This is a genomic window from Dyadobacter psychrotolerans (assembly GCF_004349265.1).
GTDB classification, from domain to species: Bacteria; Bacteroidota; Bacteroidia; order Cytophagales; family Spirosomataceae; genus Dyadobacter; species Dyadobacter psychrotolerans.
Genome location: NZ_SMFL01000011.1, coordinates 38,081 through 53,310 on the forward strand (window position 1 = coordinate 38,081; position 15,230 = coordinate 53,310).

The window sequence follows — 15,230 nt, forward strand, 5'->3', positions numbered from 1 at the left end:
CTTGTATTCTCACAAACAAGGACAACAGAGAAATAGGATTTGTTGCAGCATTGGGCATTTTTTGTGGAGTCACAAATCAAGAAAAACTCCTTATTCGTGTTAATTCGTGCAATTCGTGGCTGAAAAAGACCTGTAAACACAAAAAAAGGAAACGCAAGATGCGCCTCCTTTTTTAACTTCTCTAACTTGAAATATTTATTATGCCATTTCCATTTTAGAACCGAATCTCTTACGATCGTTTTCTTCCAAATAGATTTTACGCATACGCATGCTCGTTGGAGTAACTTCCAGGTATTCATCTTTTTGGATGTATTCCATAGATTCTTCCAAAGAGAAATTGATTTTTGGAGCAATTCTAAGACCGTCATCAGTACCTGATGCACGCATGTTAGTCAGTTTTTTAGCTTCCTGCAAGTTTACTACGATATCGTTAGGACGGTTATGTTCTCCGATTACCTGTCCGCCGTAAATTTCATCACCCGGTTCAACGAAGAAGCGGCCGCGATCCTGCAATTTATCGATGGTGTAACCAGTTGCCATACCAGTTCCTTTTGAAATGATAGAACCGCTGATACGTCCCGGGATTGGTCCGCGGAAACTACCGAATTCTTTGAAGCGGTGTGTCATAACGGCTTCTCCCTGAGTAGAAGTCAATACGTTAGAACGAAGACCGATCAAACCTCTTGAAGGAATAAGGAATTCAAGATGTTGCAAATCTCCTTTTGGCTCCATAATTAAAAGCTCACCTTTTCTTTGTGTAGCCAATTCAATTACTTTTCCGGCAGTTGATTCAGGAACGTCTACAACCAAAGTTTCGATTGGTTCAAGGCGCTCTCCTTTTTCATCTTGTTTGAACAATACCTGAGGCTGTCCCAATTGCAATTCGTAACCTTCACGACGCATCGTTTCGATCAAAACTGACAAGTGAAGAATACCACGACCGAAAACAAGGAATTTATCTTCAGTATCTGTTGGTTCAACACGCAAGGCAAGGTTTTTCTCAGTTTCTTTCAAGAGACGGTCACGTAAGTGGCGCGATGTCACAAACTTACCTTCTTTACCAAAGAAAGGAGAGTTGTTGATGGTGAACAACATATTCATTGTAGGCTCATCAACAGCAATACGTTTGATTGCTTCCGGATTTTCAAGATCAGCAATTGTATCACCAATTTCGAAATCTTCAATACCGGTCACAGCGCAAATATCACCGGCAGTAACTTCCGCTACTTTCACACGGCCAAGTCCTTCAAAAGTCTGAAGTTCTTTAACTTTTACTTTTTTGATCACACCGTCAGCTTTGCAAAGTGACAATGTTTGTCCTTCCTTGATCGTTCCGCGTTTTACACGGCCGATAGCGATCCGTCCAACGAAAGCGTTGTAATCAAGAGAAGTAATCTGCATTTGCAAAGTACCTTCTTCGATAACAGGCTCAGGTATCGAAGCGATGATTGTATCAAGCAGGAAAGTAATATTGTCAGTTGGGTGCTGCCAATCCGGCCCCATCCAGCCTTGTTTTGATGAACCATAAACGGTTGTGAAGTCAAGCTGATCTTCAGTGGCGCCTAAGTTAAACATCAAATCAAACACGCTTTCCTGAACTTCTTCAGGGCGGCAGTTTTCTTTATCAACTTTATTAACAACAACGATTGGCTTCAAACCAAGGTCGATTGCTTTCCCTAACACGAAACGTGTCTGAGGCATCGGTCCTTCGAAAGCATCCACAAGAAGCAAAACACCATCCGCCATTTTAAGCACGCGTTCTACTTCACCACCAAAGTCGGCGTGACCCGGAGTATCGATTACATTGATTTTAAAATCTTTGTAACGAACAGATACGTTTTTGGAAGTAATAGTAATTCCACGTTCCCGTTCAAGGTCATTATTATCAAGAATGAGGTCATCAAACTCCTGGTTATCGCGAAATAACTTTGAAGCGTGAATGATTTTGTCAACCAATGTTGTTTTACCGTGGTCAACGTGCGCAATGATTGCGATGTTACGAATGGCTTGCATTGTTTTATAGATCAATTGTTTACGGCTTTCACACCGCAGTGTTTGTTTTCTGCTGACTAATCGCTCTGCTGTATTCCTGGTGAAATTTCGTCAAACAGGGTGCAAATGTACGGAGTTTTTTCGCTGAATAACAGTATTTTACAATTAATTTATTGTTAACTGCGGAAAAAAGCCGTTTATGCTGAGAGAAGTACAAATAGTGAAGAAAAATATCAAATGGGTACAATTTCTGGATGTGAAATTTTGTAGAGATTGTCAGGATCAAAATCTACGCCGTTTTCCCAATACAACGTTCCATAAGAGTCCAGCTGAACAGTGTCAAAGTAACTTTTTTCTGCCAGCCTGCTGATAAGACCGTCATTAATTTTACTATATTTTTCAATAACATTTTTTAAATCGATAACGCGTACCTCGCCGGTATTAAAAAGGCAGGTTACGCTGTAATCCTGAATATTGACTATCTTCTTTATGTAGTGTAGCATAACTATTTCAGAGGTTCTATTTTGTTCCAGGTCTTAATGTCCTTGCCGAGGGTTACGAAATTTTCTAATAATTCATTTTCATGAAGAATTGTCCAAGCCTGTACTAATTTTAATTGTTTTGGTGGCAAATAGCCTTCAAGCAGCTCCGCATTTTTAATATCAATAATCGCTCTGTATTCCTGAATTCTGCATGGAAATGAGGAGGATTGTGATCGTCAAAAAACATCTTAATAATTATTCCAAGGAAACGGCTTATCTCCGGCATAATCAGTTTGTTTTGTCTTTTTAGTTATCCAAATATAAAATGCCCGGACAGATTGTGGTCTGACTCTCAGTTACACAGTGTAGGTAGTTCAATTTTGGATTAGAGAGATCGTTTAGTTTCTTTGTACAAATTACAACTATTATTTAAGCTTCAAAAATGAACAAAAACTTACTGGCAGGAATGTTCTTGTCTGTCACGACATTAACTTATGCACAGGACGATGCAGCCAAATATGCGGCGAGCATTACACCCGAAGATTTAAAGAAACATTTGGTGATCATCGCTTCCGATAGTCTGGAAGGACGTGATACCGGTTCACCGGGACAGAAAAAGGCGGCGGATTATGTGTCAAAGCATTTTAAAGAATATGGTTTACAGCCCATTGCAACGGCTGCCGACGGGTCGAAATCTTTCCTCCAGAAGTATAATCTTTATAAACGGAGCTGGGGTGATGTGTATGTAAAAGCAGATGGTAAAAAGTATGAATTTAATAAAGACTTTTATCTGAACGGGATTCTGGATATCCCTGCGGAAACGAGCAGCGCCGTTGTGCTGGCCGGTTATGGAATCGAAGAAGCTTCCTATAATGACTACGCCAATCTGGATGTAAAAGGCAAAGCGGTTATTCTTTTTGATGGCGAGCCTAAAAATACGGATGGGAAATACATTTTGAGTGGAAATGACGAAAAGTCAAAATGGAGCGCACCTGTTTCATGGCAAAACAAAGCAAAACTTGCTTTGGAAAAAGGGGCAAAGTTTGTTTTTATTATTACGGACAAAACGGGAGATGATTTAAATAAGGAAATCCGGCAGCGTGCTGTGATGGCAAGGCGGTTTAGTTCACCGACCTTAAAACCGGTTCAGGAATCAGCAAACCGCGTAACCAGTTTTGTTTTGTCTCCTGAAATAGCGTCACAGATTTTGAATACATCAGTTCAAAAGCTGATGAAAGAGAAATCCGAAATAGAGAAAACAGGGAAACCATTGTCAAAAGGTCTTTCAGGAAATGTTGCTTTTAAAGTTGAACGTGTTAATGAAACCATTGAAACTGAAAATGTTGCTGCCTTTCTTGAAGGAACAGATAAAAAAGATGAAGTACTGGTAATCAGTGCACATTTGGATCATATCGGAATTTCTCCGAATGGGGAAATCAATAATGGTGCCGACGACGATGGTTCCGGAACGGTTTCACTTCTTGAAATTGCCCAGGCTTTCAGTAAGGCAAAGGCAGACGGAAAAGGACCAAGAAGAAGTATTTTATTCCTGAATGTGACAGGTGAGGAAAAAGGACTTTTTGGTTCGGAATATTACTCCGAGCATCCTTTGCTTCCGTTGAAAAACACAATTGCGGATTTAAACATTGACATGATCGGACGTGTGGACGAAGCGCATAAAAATGATCCGAAATATGTATATGTGATTGGAGCTGATAAACTGTCATCGCAGCTGCATACGATCAGTGAAGAAGCGAACAAGAAGTATGTGAACTATAAACTGGATTATACTTTTAATGACGCGAAAGATCCGAACCGTTTTTACTATCGTTCAGATCATTACAACTTTGCCAAAATGGGCGTTCCGGTTATTTTTTACTTTACCGGTGTTCATGAAGATTATCACCGCCCGGGAGATGATGTTGAAAAAATCATGTTCGACAAACAGGCGCCTATCGTGAAACTTGTTTTCCACACAGCCTGGGAACTTGTTAACCGCAACGAACGGATTGTAGTGGATAGTAACAAACAGTAATTCCGGTCTGAACGGTAATCGAAAAAACCAACAACGAGCCCCGATCTTCCGGATCGGGGCATTTTAATTTAAATATGAAAAAGAGCATATTGTTGTTTATGGGATTAACCCTCCTGGCATTTTTTGGCAAAGCCCAGGCACCAAAAGAGAATAGTTTGCTTTGGGAAATTACCGCTCCCGGACAAGCCAAACCGTCTTATCTTTTTGGTACAATACATCTGATTTGCCCCGCCGACTTTTCGTTGAGTGATTCTCTGAAAATTGCGGTAGCAAAAACAGAACAGATTGCTCTTGAAGTTGACATGGACGATCCTGGCATGATGGCGACGATGATGAAAACCATGAACATGAAAGATGGGAACGAATTAAAGAAACTGTTTTCAGAAACAGAATACAGCCGTCTTGCTCAGTTCTATAAAGATTCAGTCGGTATTGGTTTGGCCATGTTTGAAAAAGCCAAGCCATTTGTTTTGATGGGGCCATTGTTTAATTCAGTACTTGCCTGTCAACCACAATCCTACGAAATGTCACTGGTAGAACTTGCAGGAAAGCAAAAATCGGAAGTGATCGGCTTGGAAACACTGGAAGAACAAATGGCCATCTTTGATACGATTCCATATAAAGATCAGGTTAAAATGATTGTCATGATGATTGATAGTCTGCCTCAGGCCCGCAAAGAATTTAAGGCTCTTGTCGAGCTATATAAAAAACAGGATGTCAACGGATTATACCAAATGACGATGAAAAGTGAATTCGGGATGGAAGGCAACGAAGAATTGATGTTGTTTGACAGGAATAAAAAATGGATTCCAAGAATCCAAAAAAGTATGGCTGAAAAACCTACATTCTTTGCAGTAGGCGCAGCACATTTGGGAGGAGAAAAAGGGGTGATTGCCTTATTGAGGAAGGAAGGATATAAAGTGAGAGCGATTCGATAAGTTTTCACGCAAAGGTAAAGAAGTAAAACGCAAAGTACGCGGAGTTTTGCTTTGTATGCTTTGCGTCAATCTCTTCTGCTTTGCGTGAGATAACCCTTTAAAAAGCCGAAATCCAGTGCATCAGCCATTCGGGTTTCAGGAAGAATGCAATGATAATTGTAACCAGCAAGCCTGCCATGATGTTTCCGGCAACCGCATTTATCCGGATTTTTGGTAATATTCCTGCTCCGACCTCTTTGAAGAAAAGCAGGTAAGGTAGCCGAAGATAATATGCCAGGGAAATCGCTGCATTAAGAATCCCGCCAATCAGCAACCATAACATCCAGGGAAATTGATGCTGGTGATAACTATCCCAAAGCGAAGAGAAAATTAGAAGTTTGGAAGTAAAACCTACCGTTGGAGGAAGCCCGGCCAGTGCGACCATTACAACCGTCAGTGAACCTGAAATCCACGTAAATTTCCTTCCCAACCCTTCAAAATCAGCAAGTGCCGTATCCGATTGCGGTGCGAGCAGATCGATCAGAAAAAAAGCAGCCATGTTGATAATCAGATATGCTGCTGTGTAAAAAACAGCTGTTTCAAATCCAAACCGGCTGTATGCAGCGATGCCTACCAGAAGATATCCCGCTTGTGCAATGGATGAATATGCCAACAACCGCCTCGCATTTGATTGCCACAATGCAGCAACATTCCCAACAGTTATACTGATAAGCGCAACCCCGCCCAGAATCGGGAAATAATGGGAAGGAAATATCCCGGCCAAGCGCATCAATACCAATATCACCGCAGCCTTTGGAGCAACTGATAAAAAGGAAACAAGTGGTGTAGGCGCGGCCTCATACACATCCGGCGTCCAGACATGAAACGGTACAAGGGAAAGTTTGAAAAGTAATCCGCCAATAGTCAGGACAATAACTGTGGTTATAACCAGGTCAGTGTTGTTTGAAAGTCCTATGGTCATTACCCGGCTGGTGATGTCCATAGTGCCGGTAAGTCCGTAAATAAAGGAAATGCCGTAAAGCATCACTGCGGAGCTTGCTGCACCAAAAAGGAGGTACTTAAGTCCGCCTTCCGCCGCTTTTTTGTACGGAGAAAGCGAAACCAGGATATAAGAGCTGATCGAAATAAGTTCAAGGGAAAGATAGATCGTCAGCAAATGTGTTGACATCGTCAGCAGATTCAGCCCGGCTACCGTTGCAATTAACAAGGCGTTAAACTCCGGTGGGAAATCGTATTTTAAAATCCGTACATGAATCAGTGTAAAAATCCAGGCAACGACAATCATCACCTTGAAAAAAACGGCCTGATGATCCAGAAATAACAAGGGGAAAAAGCGAAACGATGGTTTTTCGTTCCATTGCCCAAGCACCAGAACGAGTGTGATCAGGCTACCGGTAAGAGCAAGCCTGTGTAACCAGCGGGATATTTCTTCTTTACTTAACCATTTCATCAACAGTATTTCGGAGAGAAGAAAAAAACAAAAGAACAAGCCAAGGAAGATTTCAGGACCTATTCCTGCAAGGCTTTGTCGTATATGTATAAGCTGTTCGTTAATATCCAATTGAGCAGGTACAATTTTTTAAGCAAAAGTACATAAAGAAGGTAGGGATTCTAGGTGGTTAAAGGGAATAAAAAGGATGATATTTTACTTTTTTGATCGCGTTTATCCATGTTCTTCCTTTATGAAATCGAACTTTTAAAACTAAACAATCTTATTATGAATTATTTACGCGGCATTTTATGTCTTTCGATACTTTTTTCGGGATCTGAAATTATTGCTCAGGATTCAACCGGTCTGACAGGGATACCTTACCAGGAAACGGCCGATGGCGGCAATTCCTATCTGTTTAAAGAATGGTATTCTGGTTCTGTTCGTATGCAGGATGATAAGGTTTACGACGGCGTGCAGCTGCGTTATGATATCAAAAAGGACGAAATAGAGTTTAAAAAAGATTCTGCATTATACCGGATTTCGAATGGTGTACAGGAGTTTACAATTCCTTCCGGTACTGATTTATACATTTTCAGAAGCGGTTTCCCCGCCGGACAGGGACAGACTGCTAAGAGTTTTTATCGTGTTATGTATGATGGAAATACCAAGCTTTTGAAAAAATATATAAGCCCGATCAGGGTGGAGAAAGCCAGTGCAACAAAGGAAATGGACCCGGATGCAAAACTTTATGTTGTGAAGGACAACAAATTATCAGCAGTAAAACTCAGTGATAAAAACAGCTTTTTAAAACTGCTTCCCGATGAAAAAAACAAGATGTTGTATATTATTAAAGAACAGCAGCTGGATTTTGGTGCAGAAGATGATCTGGTAAGTTTACTTTCTGAGTACGATTCGTATAAGGCGGGGCGTGGGGGAAATTAACCTCTAATAAAGACTTTCCAGGTCTTTGAAACCTGGAAAGTCTAAAAGTCTACTGAAGAACTGTTACTCAACAATCCACTGATTCAGGTTGTTATATTTAGCTTCAACTACAATTTTATGAAAGCCTTTGGGCAGTTTCGAAATGTCGAGGTCAGCTTTACCATTGGTTACCGGTAGCTCATCCATCAGCAGGTAAAGATCTCTTTCGCCTTTCTTAAAATAGTTGGTGGTAGACATCCATATTTTTACGTTCCCTTCCTTATCAAGTACATTCCAGGAAACGCCTATTTTGCTTCCCTCTTTTTTAACAACCGGCTGATTGATCGAAACTTTGCCGGTAAGCGAAACGCCATCAATCTCAAATGCCTGCTCTTTAGGAATATTAATGCTCATGTGCCTGGCAAGTGTTGGCATAATGTCCACAACTCCCGGTGTGAAAGCACCTGCTGTACCTTTAAAATTAGCATTCAGGTTTTTTGCGTTTGTTACAATCCACGTGTCTCTTTCCCGGTCCGACTGCCCGCCGTGCCCTTTGCCTGCTTTCGGATCACGTCCATGGTCGGTGGTGATTACGATCAGCCAGTCTTCATTAAAGTTTTTCTCCCGATATTGAATCGCTTTGTACAGTCGCCCCATTTGATCGTCCATCATTTGGATCGCTTTGTGAAACTGGTCGCTGTCGCCATGTCGGTGACCCATGTCATCGGTGTATTCCAGATACACCCACGACAGATCCGGCGCATCGCTTCGAATGTAGCTTGCAGCCTCATCTACAACCTTTTCGTCAATTTTATGTATGTATTCAGCCTGTTTATCATGCGGAAAGTGAATGGTATCAAGCTCAAAACCGTCAAAAGGATAATCGATACGTAATCTGTCTGTCTGAGGTAAACCATCACCGATCAGTTTTGTGCGGTTGTCGAGCCAGGTTGAAAACACGGCGCTTCTTTTTTCAGGATATTGTTCTTCAAAAAAGCGAAAAATCGTCCAGTACTGGTAATTGGGATCTTTAATATCGTTGTCCCATACGTTGTGTTTATTTACCCAGGTTCCTGTTAAAAGACTGTTGTATCCAACTGCGGAAATGGTAGGCGTTTGTGAATAGGTTCCTTTTCCTCCTCCAACATGTGCGCGTGTGAAGCCACCTGCTTTTGCGATAATGTCGAGATTTGGTTTAGAGATTTTCTCAATCACATCTCCCGAAATACCATCTACAATTACAAATAATGCCTTTTTTTGTTTGGATTGGGCTTGTCCAGAATTAACACAGGTAACAAAAAGCGCAAAAGCAATCAGGATTTTTTTCATATTTAAATATTATTTCTAAAAAGGAATAGTCTTAATTTTTGGCCAAAATAGGCATTAAAAGGCGTGTGGAAAATACGTGTTGCTAACAGTGCCGTCGGCATATAATTTTAAGATAGCATATCCTGGTGGTGTTTCCTGATAATAGTTTGGGCCAGCAGATTCGGCATCGCCTTTGCCCCACCAAAAACCGCTCACAGCTCCGTTGCAGCAGTACTTTACTCCATTGTACTCCGTCTGATCCTGTAAATGCTGATGTCCGCTCAGACAAATCCTCACTTTGTCTTTATGTTTGTAAAATAAAGATTTTAGTTTTTTAAAATCAGAATGGCCGCCTCCAACCAGAATGGGCGTTGCTCCGAGAATAGGGTAGTGGGACATGATTAGTACAGGGGTTTTCTCCGGTAGTTTTTCGAGATCATCGGAAAGCCAGTTAAACTGATCTTCATCAAGTGATACATTTTTATTATTTCCATCCAGGATGATAAAATGCCAGTCCTCTTTTGAAAAACTATAAAACCGGTTTGGTACGTTCAGTCGTTTAACCACATATTCCTTTCCATACATTTCGTCTGACTTGTTACCGCCTGCCCACCAGGGATCGTGATTCCCGATGCAGCTATGCATTTCGTAATGCGCTTTTGTGTTTTTTACACAATCATCCCAGATCGCCCACTGCGCCAGCATTTGTTCACGGGTTACGTTGTCGTAATCTGCTGCATGTATGGAATCTCCGCCGTTCAGGAAGAAGTCTACCTTATGCTTTTTTACTTCTTCAAGACATTTTTTAAAACGCGCAGGAGCATTGTCGCCTTCACGAATGTGTACGTCCGTAATGTGCGCAACGGTAAGTGCAGGTTTTCGTTCAGTTATTTGTTCAGACTGCGAAAGGGGAGCAACCGCAGCTGCTCCCGTCCAGAGTCCTGTTTTTTTAATCCAGTTTCGCCTGTTCATTTTACTCAATTAGGTAATCAGATTACCAGCCAAATATTTGTTTTAACGACGGGTTAAGAAGAATCTGTTGCTGAGGAACAGGGCGGTAATAATATTTAGGTTCCTCAAATTTTCGTGGTGCCGTTTCGGTTACCAAAGCGCCTCCTGCCAAACCGTTCTTTAAATATACAGTCACATCTTCGCCGATGGCTCCTGCTTTGTAATAAATGAGCGTTACGCCGAGCGAGTTTTTTGCTTTTTGAGCTTCCACAGGAATTGAAGAACTTTTGTCAATCAGAATAATATCCTCAATGCCATCACCGGTCAAGTCATATTTTCCAAGTCCTGCGAAATACATTCCTTCTGGTATATTGGTCAGAAGTTTCCCTGCCTGCCATCTCATCAGGTCGTCATATCTGGAATTTTCAAAAGCAAATTCAACTCTGCGTTCACGTCTTATCTCCAGTATAACACCTTTATTGGCTCCGGATAAATTTGGGTACTTTTGAGCTTGTACGGCATCTGGGTTGGCATTTGAAACCGTTAAACTAAGGTCCGGCATATTAGCCCGTTTTCTTAACAAGTTAACAGATTGGTCAAGATGCGCCTGAGTAAGTGTTCCCAATTCGGCCAGCGCTTCAGCATAAATGAGTAAGGCTTCTGCATAGCGATACACCGGGAAGTCAACGCCATTAATGATTGTGCCATCTGTATTATTCAGATAACCTTTTAACTGATGGTAACCAGTGAAGTTTTTATTCAATCTTTGAACATAAGGTAACAGATCAGGTTGTCTTACCCAACCCGGATATACAATTGTCTGCGACATACGCGGATCCCGGTTTTCGAATTCTTTTACAAAACTGAATTGTTGATAGCCGGCTACATCCGTAAAACGACTTCCGTCTTTCATCAGATACGTCTGAATGAGATCCCTTGCCGGAGATTGTTCATATTCGCCGAATACTCCCGTATTTACATTTTGAGTTCTGTTTTTTGTTTGATCAAAAACATTAGTAAGAATCACCTCGGTATTATTTAGTATATCCTGGCTGTTGAAAAGCGTTGCGTAATCCTGTGCCGGTTTTCCGGTATTATAAATTGAAAACTTACCTGACGACCTGATTTCTCCGGCAACTGCAGCCGCTTTTTCCAGAAATTTGTTCGCCGTACTTTGTAGATTCAGTTCCGAATGATATTTGCGGTAGGTGCCTTCATACAAAGCAATCCGCGCATAAAGCATTTTAGCTGCCCATTTTCCCGGTGTTCCGGTTCGTACTTTTTCACGGACATTATTGGAAGCGAATTCCAGGTCAGCCATGACACTGTCCATGACCATGGCGCGTGAGTCCTGCGTTTTATACAATTCCTCGTCTCCCGGATTGAGTGTTTTGGAAAACCAGGGTACATCTGAATACCTTTTCACTTTTCCCATGTAAAACTCAGCACGGTAATATTTGGCAAGACCCGCGTAGTGATTTTTTACATCGGCAGATACGGCTGCTTTTTGATAATTATTTAAAAAGTAATTAATGTTCCGTAACCGGCCCCAATCCCAGCCCGAGTTTATGTTTTGAGCAGTAGGCGTTCCCACCATAATCGTTTTCATCTCAACGGCTCCTGTAGTCGCTGCATTGTCTGTACTCTGATCGTTGAGATAAGAATTGCGGTCGGGCAGCGAAAGCAGTCCGTTTATGTATAAAGAAAGATCCTCTTCGGTATTAAAAAATAATTCCGGTGAAATCGATGTCTGCGGGAAACGGTTGAGGTCTTCACAGGCCGACAAACCGCAAAGAAGCCCCAGGATAATAAAAAATGAATATTTTTTCATGATTATGAATATTAATATTTTGAGATCAAAATTCGATGTTAAGTCCAACGGCCATTTTTCTTTGGAAAGGGTACGTCCAGGCAGATGGTCCCGCGTTGACCGCTTCCGGGTCGATGAATTTTTTGATCTTTGAAAATTCAAAAATGTTTTCGCCCGTGACAAAAATCCTGAACCGCTGAATGTTCGCTTTTCTCAAAAGTGATGATGGTAAGGTGTAGCCCAGTGTCACATTTTTAACACGAAGATAGGCACCGCTCAAAAGGTATTTGGTTTGGGGAATGTCTAATCCGTTACCTTCATTGGCATCTGCCAGCCACGACTGCATGATCGGATACTGAGGATTTAGATTTGCGTCCGCCAGCCCTGCTGCGATATAGGAAGCAGAGTGTTTGGCTCTGTCCTGATCAGAGTCCGCCGTTGCGCGGTAGTAATCAAGATGCCATGGATAAACATTTGCATAAGGCTGCTGATAAGGTCCCCAGAATAAGTAATGATGTGGATAGTAATCACTTTTTAAAACACCTTGCAGGAAAACAGAGGCGTCGAAACCGTTCCAGTCTGCACTTAAATTAAAGCCAATCCGATAACGTTGCGTACTGTTACCAATCACTTTCATGTCCTTCGGATCCTTTGTGGTTAACCCCTTTTCAATTTTACCGTCACCGTTTAAGTCCTTGTATTTAGGCCATCCCGGTTTGATTTCAAGTGCTCCCCATGGAATAATTGCAGATTCATCCAGCTCTGCGATTTCCTTTTCATCTTTGAAAAATCCGTCACTTTCCAGTCCCCATATTTCACCTAAATCCTGCCCGACGCGGTAGCTGGAAAACAATCCTTGTTCATTTTTAAATTTGGTGATCTTTGATTTCGAGTCGGATAAAACAAGTTTTGCCTCAAATGACAATGGTTTTGCACCAACGGAATACGAATCATGATATGCCAGCGACATTTCCCAGCCTTTTGTTCTCAAATCCGCAGAGTTTTGCGCGGGAGGTGTTACTCCTAATACACCTGGTAATTCCTCTCCCGGGACCAGCATGCCGGTTGTATTTCTTACAAAATAATCGTAGGTAAGGAGAATCTTATTTTTCAACAAACCCAAATCTCCGCCAAAATTCATGGTAGAAACCCGTTCCCAGGTATATGTATTAGGGTCGATTCGTAAAATGGGTGCATTGCTGATAATACTTCGCTGTGTTCCGTCAATTAAATAACTTGACAGCCCGGTTGGCAAAGTTTGTAAATATCCAAAGTCTTCTACATTTTGATTCCCAAGGTCGCCATAGGAAGTTCTGAACTTAAGAGTAGACACAGTAGGGTTGAGAACGGCTAAGAATTTTTCTGAGCTGGCAATCCAGGCTCCTGAGATAGATGGGAAAAACCCCCAGCGGCGTAAAGTAGGAAAACGTGAAGAGCCATCTTCACGGCCATTAAATTCCAGTATATACCGGTCATTCAGCGTATAATTAATCCTGCCAAAAAAACTTCTTGTGGCATATGCTTTATATCCTGAAGTTATCCTCATATCACCGGTAGTTAAACCGATATAGGGCAACGAAGAGGAAATTAGTTGATCACGCCGCGATGTAACAGTACTGTATGAATAGCTTTCCTGATTATATCCTCCTAACAAGCTGATCGAATGAATTCCGAAATCTTTTCTGTAATTGGCATAAAGGTTGATCACATTATTTTTTATATCACCCTTAGTCTCCGTTACATATCCGTTTCCTCCTTCTTCACGGATATCGGCAGGCCCGTAACCTATTTTGTATTTACGTGAATTGGCACTGTAATTCCACATTTCTTTTTTGAAGCTGGCATCGCCATTGATCTGAAGATCTCCTTTGAAAAAAGTAGCAACTCCGCTCATGATATTTTGCAGACCAAACATATTTTCCTGGTTATTACCACCGTCGACGAGCTGTGCAGCCAGTTTTCCGGCAGCTGAGTTTGCCCAGGTTCCATCCGGATTTTGTGCTACATCGGTAGGTTTTAAGTAATACAGGTCGGTAATACTGGCAAGCGGTGTTTCTTTTTTTGTTTGATAAATGGACAAATTGTTATCAATTTTTAGCCATTTCAATGGTGAAAAGTTAACGCGGGCTTTTAAACCATACCGGTTCCAATAGTCTGCAGCTAGTTTATTTAGTCCATTTTCCTTGGTGTAATCTGCCGATAAATAGTAACCGATTGGCATCTCGTTCACCTTCGCACCACCGCTGAAAGTAAGGCTGTGTTTCTGAGAAAAACCGGATTTATTAAAAAAGTAATCATACCAATCGCTGTTTCCCATGTAAGCCCATTTGGTAGGATCGGAGGGGTCAAGCCGGGTATCGGGAAGAGATGGATTATCCGAGCGTTCCTTTGCCCATTTATAATATTCATCAGAATAATTAACATAATCCCAGGGCGTATTGTCGGTTGAGGTTTCCAGAACACGGGAAAATATGTAAGGGTCTGTAACCGGTTTTGGCAGAATAGTTGGTTTTCCCCAAGAAAAATAAGTATTGTAACTGATTGACTGACGCCCTGTTCCACCTTGTTTGGTTGTAATTAATATCACGCCAAAAGCCGCCCTTGCCCCATAAATTGCCGCCGAAGCAGCGTCACGCAAAACCGTGAAGGAGGCAATATCGGAAGGATTAAGCCTTAGCAAATCAAATCCGTCGGATGCAGGAATTCCGTCAATGACAATCAACGGAGAACCGCCGTTAATTGAAGTAAAACCACGAATGTTGATAGCCGGAACTGCTCCGGGCTGACCTCCACCATAGGTAATGTTAAGTCCGGGGCTTATTCCCTGCAAGCCCTGCATGACGTTCGCAATCGGTCGCGCCTCAAGTTGTTTTCCTGAAATCTGGTCAACGGCTCCGGCAATGTTGATTTTTTTTTGTGTACCAAAACCGACGATAATTGTTTCTTCCAGGTTGTTTGCATCTTCTTCCAGGCTTATACTCAAATCTGTTCGGCCATTCACTTCAACTTCCGCCTTCTTGTAGCCGATATACGAAAATATAAGTACGGCATTTGAAGGAACGTTGTTAAGTGTAAAGCTTCCATCGGCCTCCGTATTTGCTCCGCGCTGGGTTCCTTTTATCAGGATGTTTACCCCTGGCAAATTTTCTTTGTTCTTTTGATCGCTCACCGATCCTTTGATATTAATGCCCTGTCCGGAAGCGTGACCTAATCCGGTAAATAGCAAACTGCATATCAGCATCAGCTGACGTAACCTGATTTGCGGGAAATCTGGCAGTAATTTTTTTAACATAAAATTTTTTTGGGTTAAGGTGGTAAATCACATCCTTAAAATGAAGATTCAAATTTCTTTCATTTTAAA

At 41.7% G+C, this 15,230-nt stretch carries 10 protein-coding genes and 1 pseudogene; 3 read left to right on the top strand and 8 right to left on the bottom strand.

Features of this window, described 5'->3' with window-relative positions:
• Positions 1–198: 198 nt before the first annotated feature.
• From typA to E0F88_RS34830, 3 genes and pseudogenes are all read right to left on the bottom strand, one after another.
• On the bottom strand, positions 199–2,013 hold the full coding sequence (gene typA / locus E0F88_RS24310; RefSeq protein ID WP_131960896.1) for a translational GTPase TypA: 1,815 nt from the start codon (positions 2,011–2,013) through the stop codon (positions 199–201).
• Positions 2,014–2,225: 212 nt separating this feature from the next.
• A complete protein-coding gene (locus tag E0F88_RS24315; protein WP_131960897.1) occupies positions 2,226–2,495 on the bottom strand; it encodes a DUF2442 domain-containing protein in 270 nt (89 codons plus the stop codon).
• A 2-nt stretch (positions 2,496–2,497) separates the two neighbouring features.
• A pseudogene (locus E0F88_RS34830) lies at positions 2,498–2,760 on the bottom strand (DUF4160 domain-containing protein).
• Between the two features lie 156 nt (positions 2,761–2,916).
• Here E0F88_RS34830 and E0F88_RS24325 point away from each other — a divergent pair.
• Positions 2,917–4,509 carry a M28 family peptidase gene (locus E0F88_RS24325; RefSeq protein ID WP_131960898.1) on the top strand — a complete coding sequence of 531 codons (1,593 nt, stop codon included), beginning with the start codon at positions 2,917–2,919 and terminating at the stop codon, positions 4,507–4,509.
• A gap of 74 nt (positions 4,510–4,583) precedes the next feature.
• On the top strand, positions 4,584–5,447 hold the full coding sequence (locus E0F88_RS24330; protein ID WP_131960899.1) for a TraB/GumN family protein: 864 nt from the start codon (positions 4,584–4,586) through the stop codon (positions 5,445–5,447).
• A 97-nt stretch (positions 5,448–5,544) separates the two neighbouring features.
• Here E0F88_RS24330 and E0F88_RS24335 read toward each other — a convergent pair whose 3' ends face one another.
• Positions 5,545–6,897 (bottom strand): NADH-quinone oxidoreductase subunit N, encoded by a 1,353-nt coding sequence (locus tag E0F88_RS24335; RefSeq protein WP_229213897.1) that lies wholly within the window; start codon positions 6,895–6,897, stop codon positions 5,545–5,547.
• Between the two features lie 267 nt (positions 6,898–7,164).
• Here E0F88_RS24335 and E0F88_RS24340 point away from each other — a divergent pair, with 267 nt between their 5' ends.
• The gene (locus tag E0F88_RS24340) at positions 7,165–7,821 is read left to right on the top strand and encodes a hypothetical protein (protein ID WP_131960901.1); all 657 of its coding nucleotides are present in this window, start codon (positions 7,165–7,167) and stop codon (positions 7,819–7,821) included.
• A gap of 63 nt (positions 7,822–7,884) precedes the next feature.
• Here the strand turns inward: E0F88_RS24340 and E0F88_RS24345 are convergent, their stop codons facing one another.
• Genes E0F88_RS24345 through E0F88_RS24360 form a run of 4 tightly spaced genes read right to left on the bottom strand, consistent with a single transcriptional unit; the run spans position 7,885 to position 15,161 of the window.
• Positions 7,885–9,129 carry an alkaline phosphatase family protein gene (locus E0F88_RS24345; RefSeq protein WP_131960902.1) on the bottom strand — a complete coding sequence of 415 codons (1,245 nt, stop codon included), beginning with the start codon at positions 9,127–9,129 and terminating at the stop codon, positions 7,885–7,887.
• 54 nt (positions 9,130–9,183) lie between these two features.
• A complete protein-coding gene (locus E0F88_RS24350; RefSeq protein ID WP_131960903.1) occupies positions 9,184–10,080 on the bottom strand; it encodes a metallophosphoesterase family protein in 897 nt (298 codons plus the stop codon).
• 22 nt (positions 10,081–10,102) lie between these two features.
• Positions 10,103–11,890 carry a RagB/SusD family nutrient uptake outer membrane protein gene (locus E0F88_RS24355; protein WP_131960904.1) on the bottom strand — a complete coding sequence of 596 codons (1,788 nt, stop codon included), beginning with the start codon at positions 11,888–11,890 and terminating at the stop codon, positions 10,103–10,105.
• Positions 11,891–11,915: 25 nt separating this feature from the next.
• Positions 11,916–15,161 carry a SusC/RagA family TonB-linked outer membrane protein gene (locus E0F88_RS24360; RefSeq protein WP_229213898.1) on the bottom strand — a complete coding sequence of 1,082 codons (3,246 nt, stop codon included), beginning with the start codon at positions 15,159–15,161 and terminating at the stop codon, positions 11,916–11,918.
• Positions 15,162–15,230: the final 69 nt, after the last annotated feature.

Excerpts from the sequence above, each read along its gene's own strand:
- E0F88_RS24350 (WP_131960903.1), bottom strand. The coding sequence starts at position 10,080 with ATGAACAGGCGAAACTGGATTAAAAAAACAGGACTCTGGACGGGAGCA.
- E0F88_RS24330 (WP_131960899.1), top strand. The coding sequence starts at position 4,584 with ATGAAAAAGAGCATATTGTTGTTTATGGGATTAACCCTCCTGGCATTT.
- E0F88_RS24345 (WP_131960902.1), bottom strand. The coding sequence starts at position 9,129 with ATGAAAAAAATCCTGATTGCTTTTGCGCTTTTTGTTACCTGTGTTAAT.
- E0F88_RS24360 (WP_229213898.1), bottom strand. The coding sequence starts at position 15,161 with ATGTTAAAAAAATTACTGCCAGATTTCCCGCAAATCAGGTTACGTCAG.
- E0F88_RS24355 (WP_131960904.1), bottom strand. The coding sequence starts at position 11,890 with ATGAAAAAATATTCATTTTTTATTATCCTGGGGCTTCTTTGCGGTTTG.
- E0F88_RS24335 (WP_229213897.1), bottom strand. The coding sequence starts at position 6,897 with ATGAAATGGTTAAGTAAAGAAGAAATATCCCGCTGGTTACACAGGCTT.
- typA (WP_131960896.1), bottom strand. The coding sequence starts at position 2,013 with ATGCAAGCCATTCGTAACATCGCAATCATTGCGCACGTTGACCACGGT.
- E0F88_RS24325 (WP_131960898.1), top strand. The coding sequence starts at position 2,917 with ATGAACAAAAACTTACTGGCAGGAATGTTCTTGTCTGTCACGACATTA.
- E0F88_RS24315 (WP_131960897.1), bottom strand. The coding sequence starts at position 2,495 with ATGCTACACTACATAAAGAAGATAGTCAATATTCAGGATTACAGCGTA.
- E0F88_RS24340 (WP_131960901.1), top strand. The coding sequence starts at position 7,165 with ATGAATTATTTACGCGGCATTTTATGTCTTTCGATACTTTTTTCGGGA.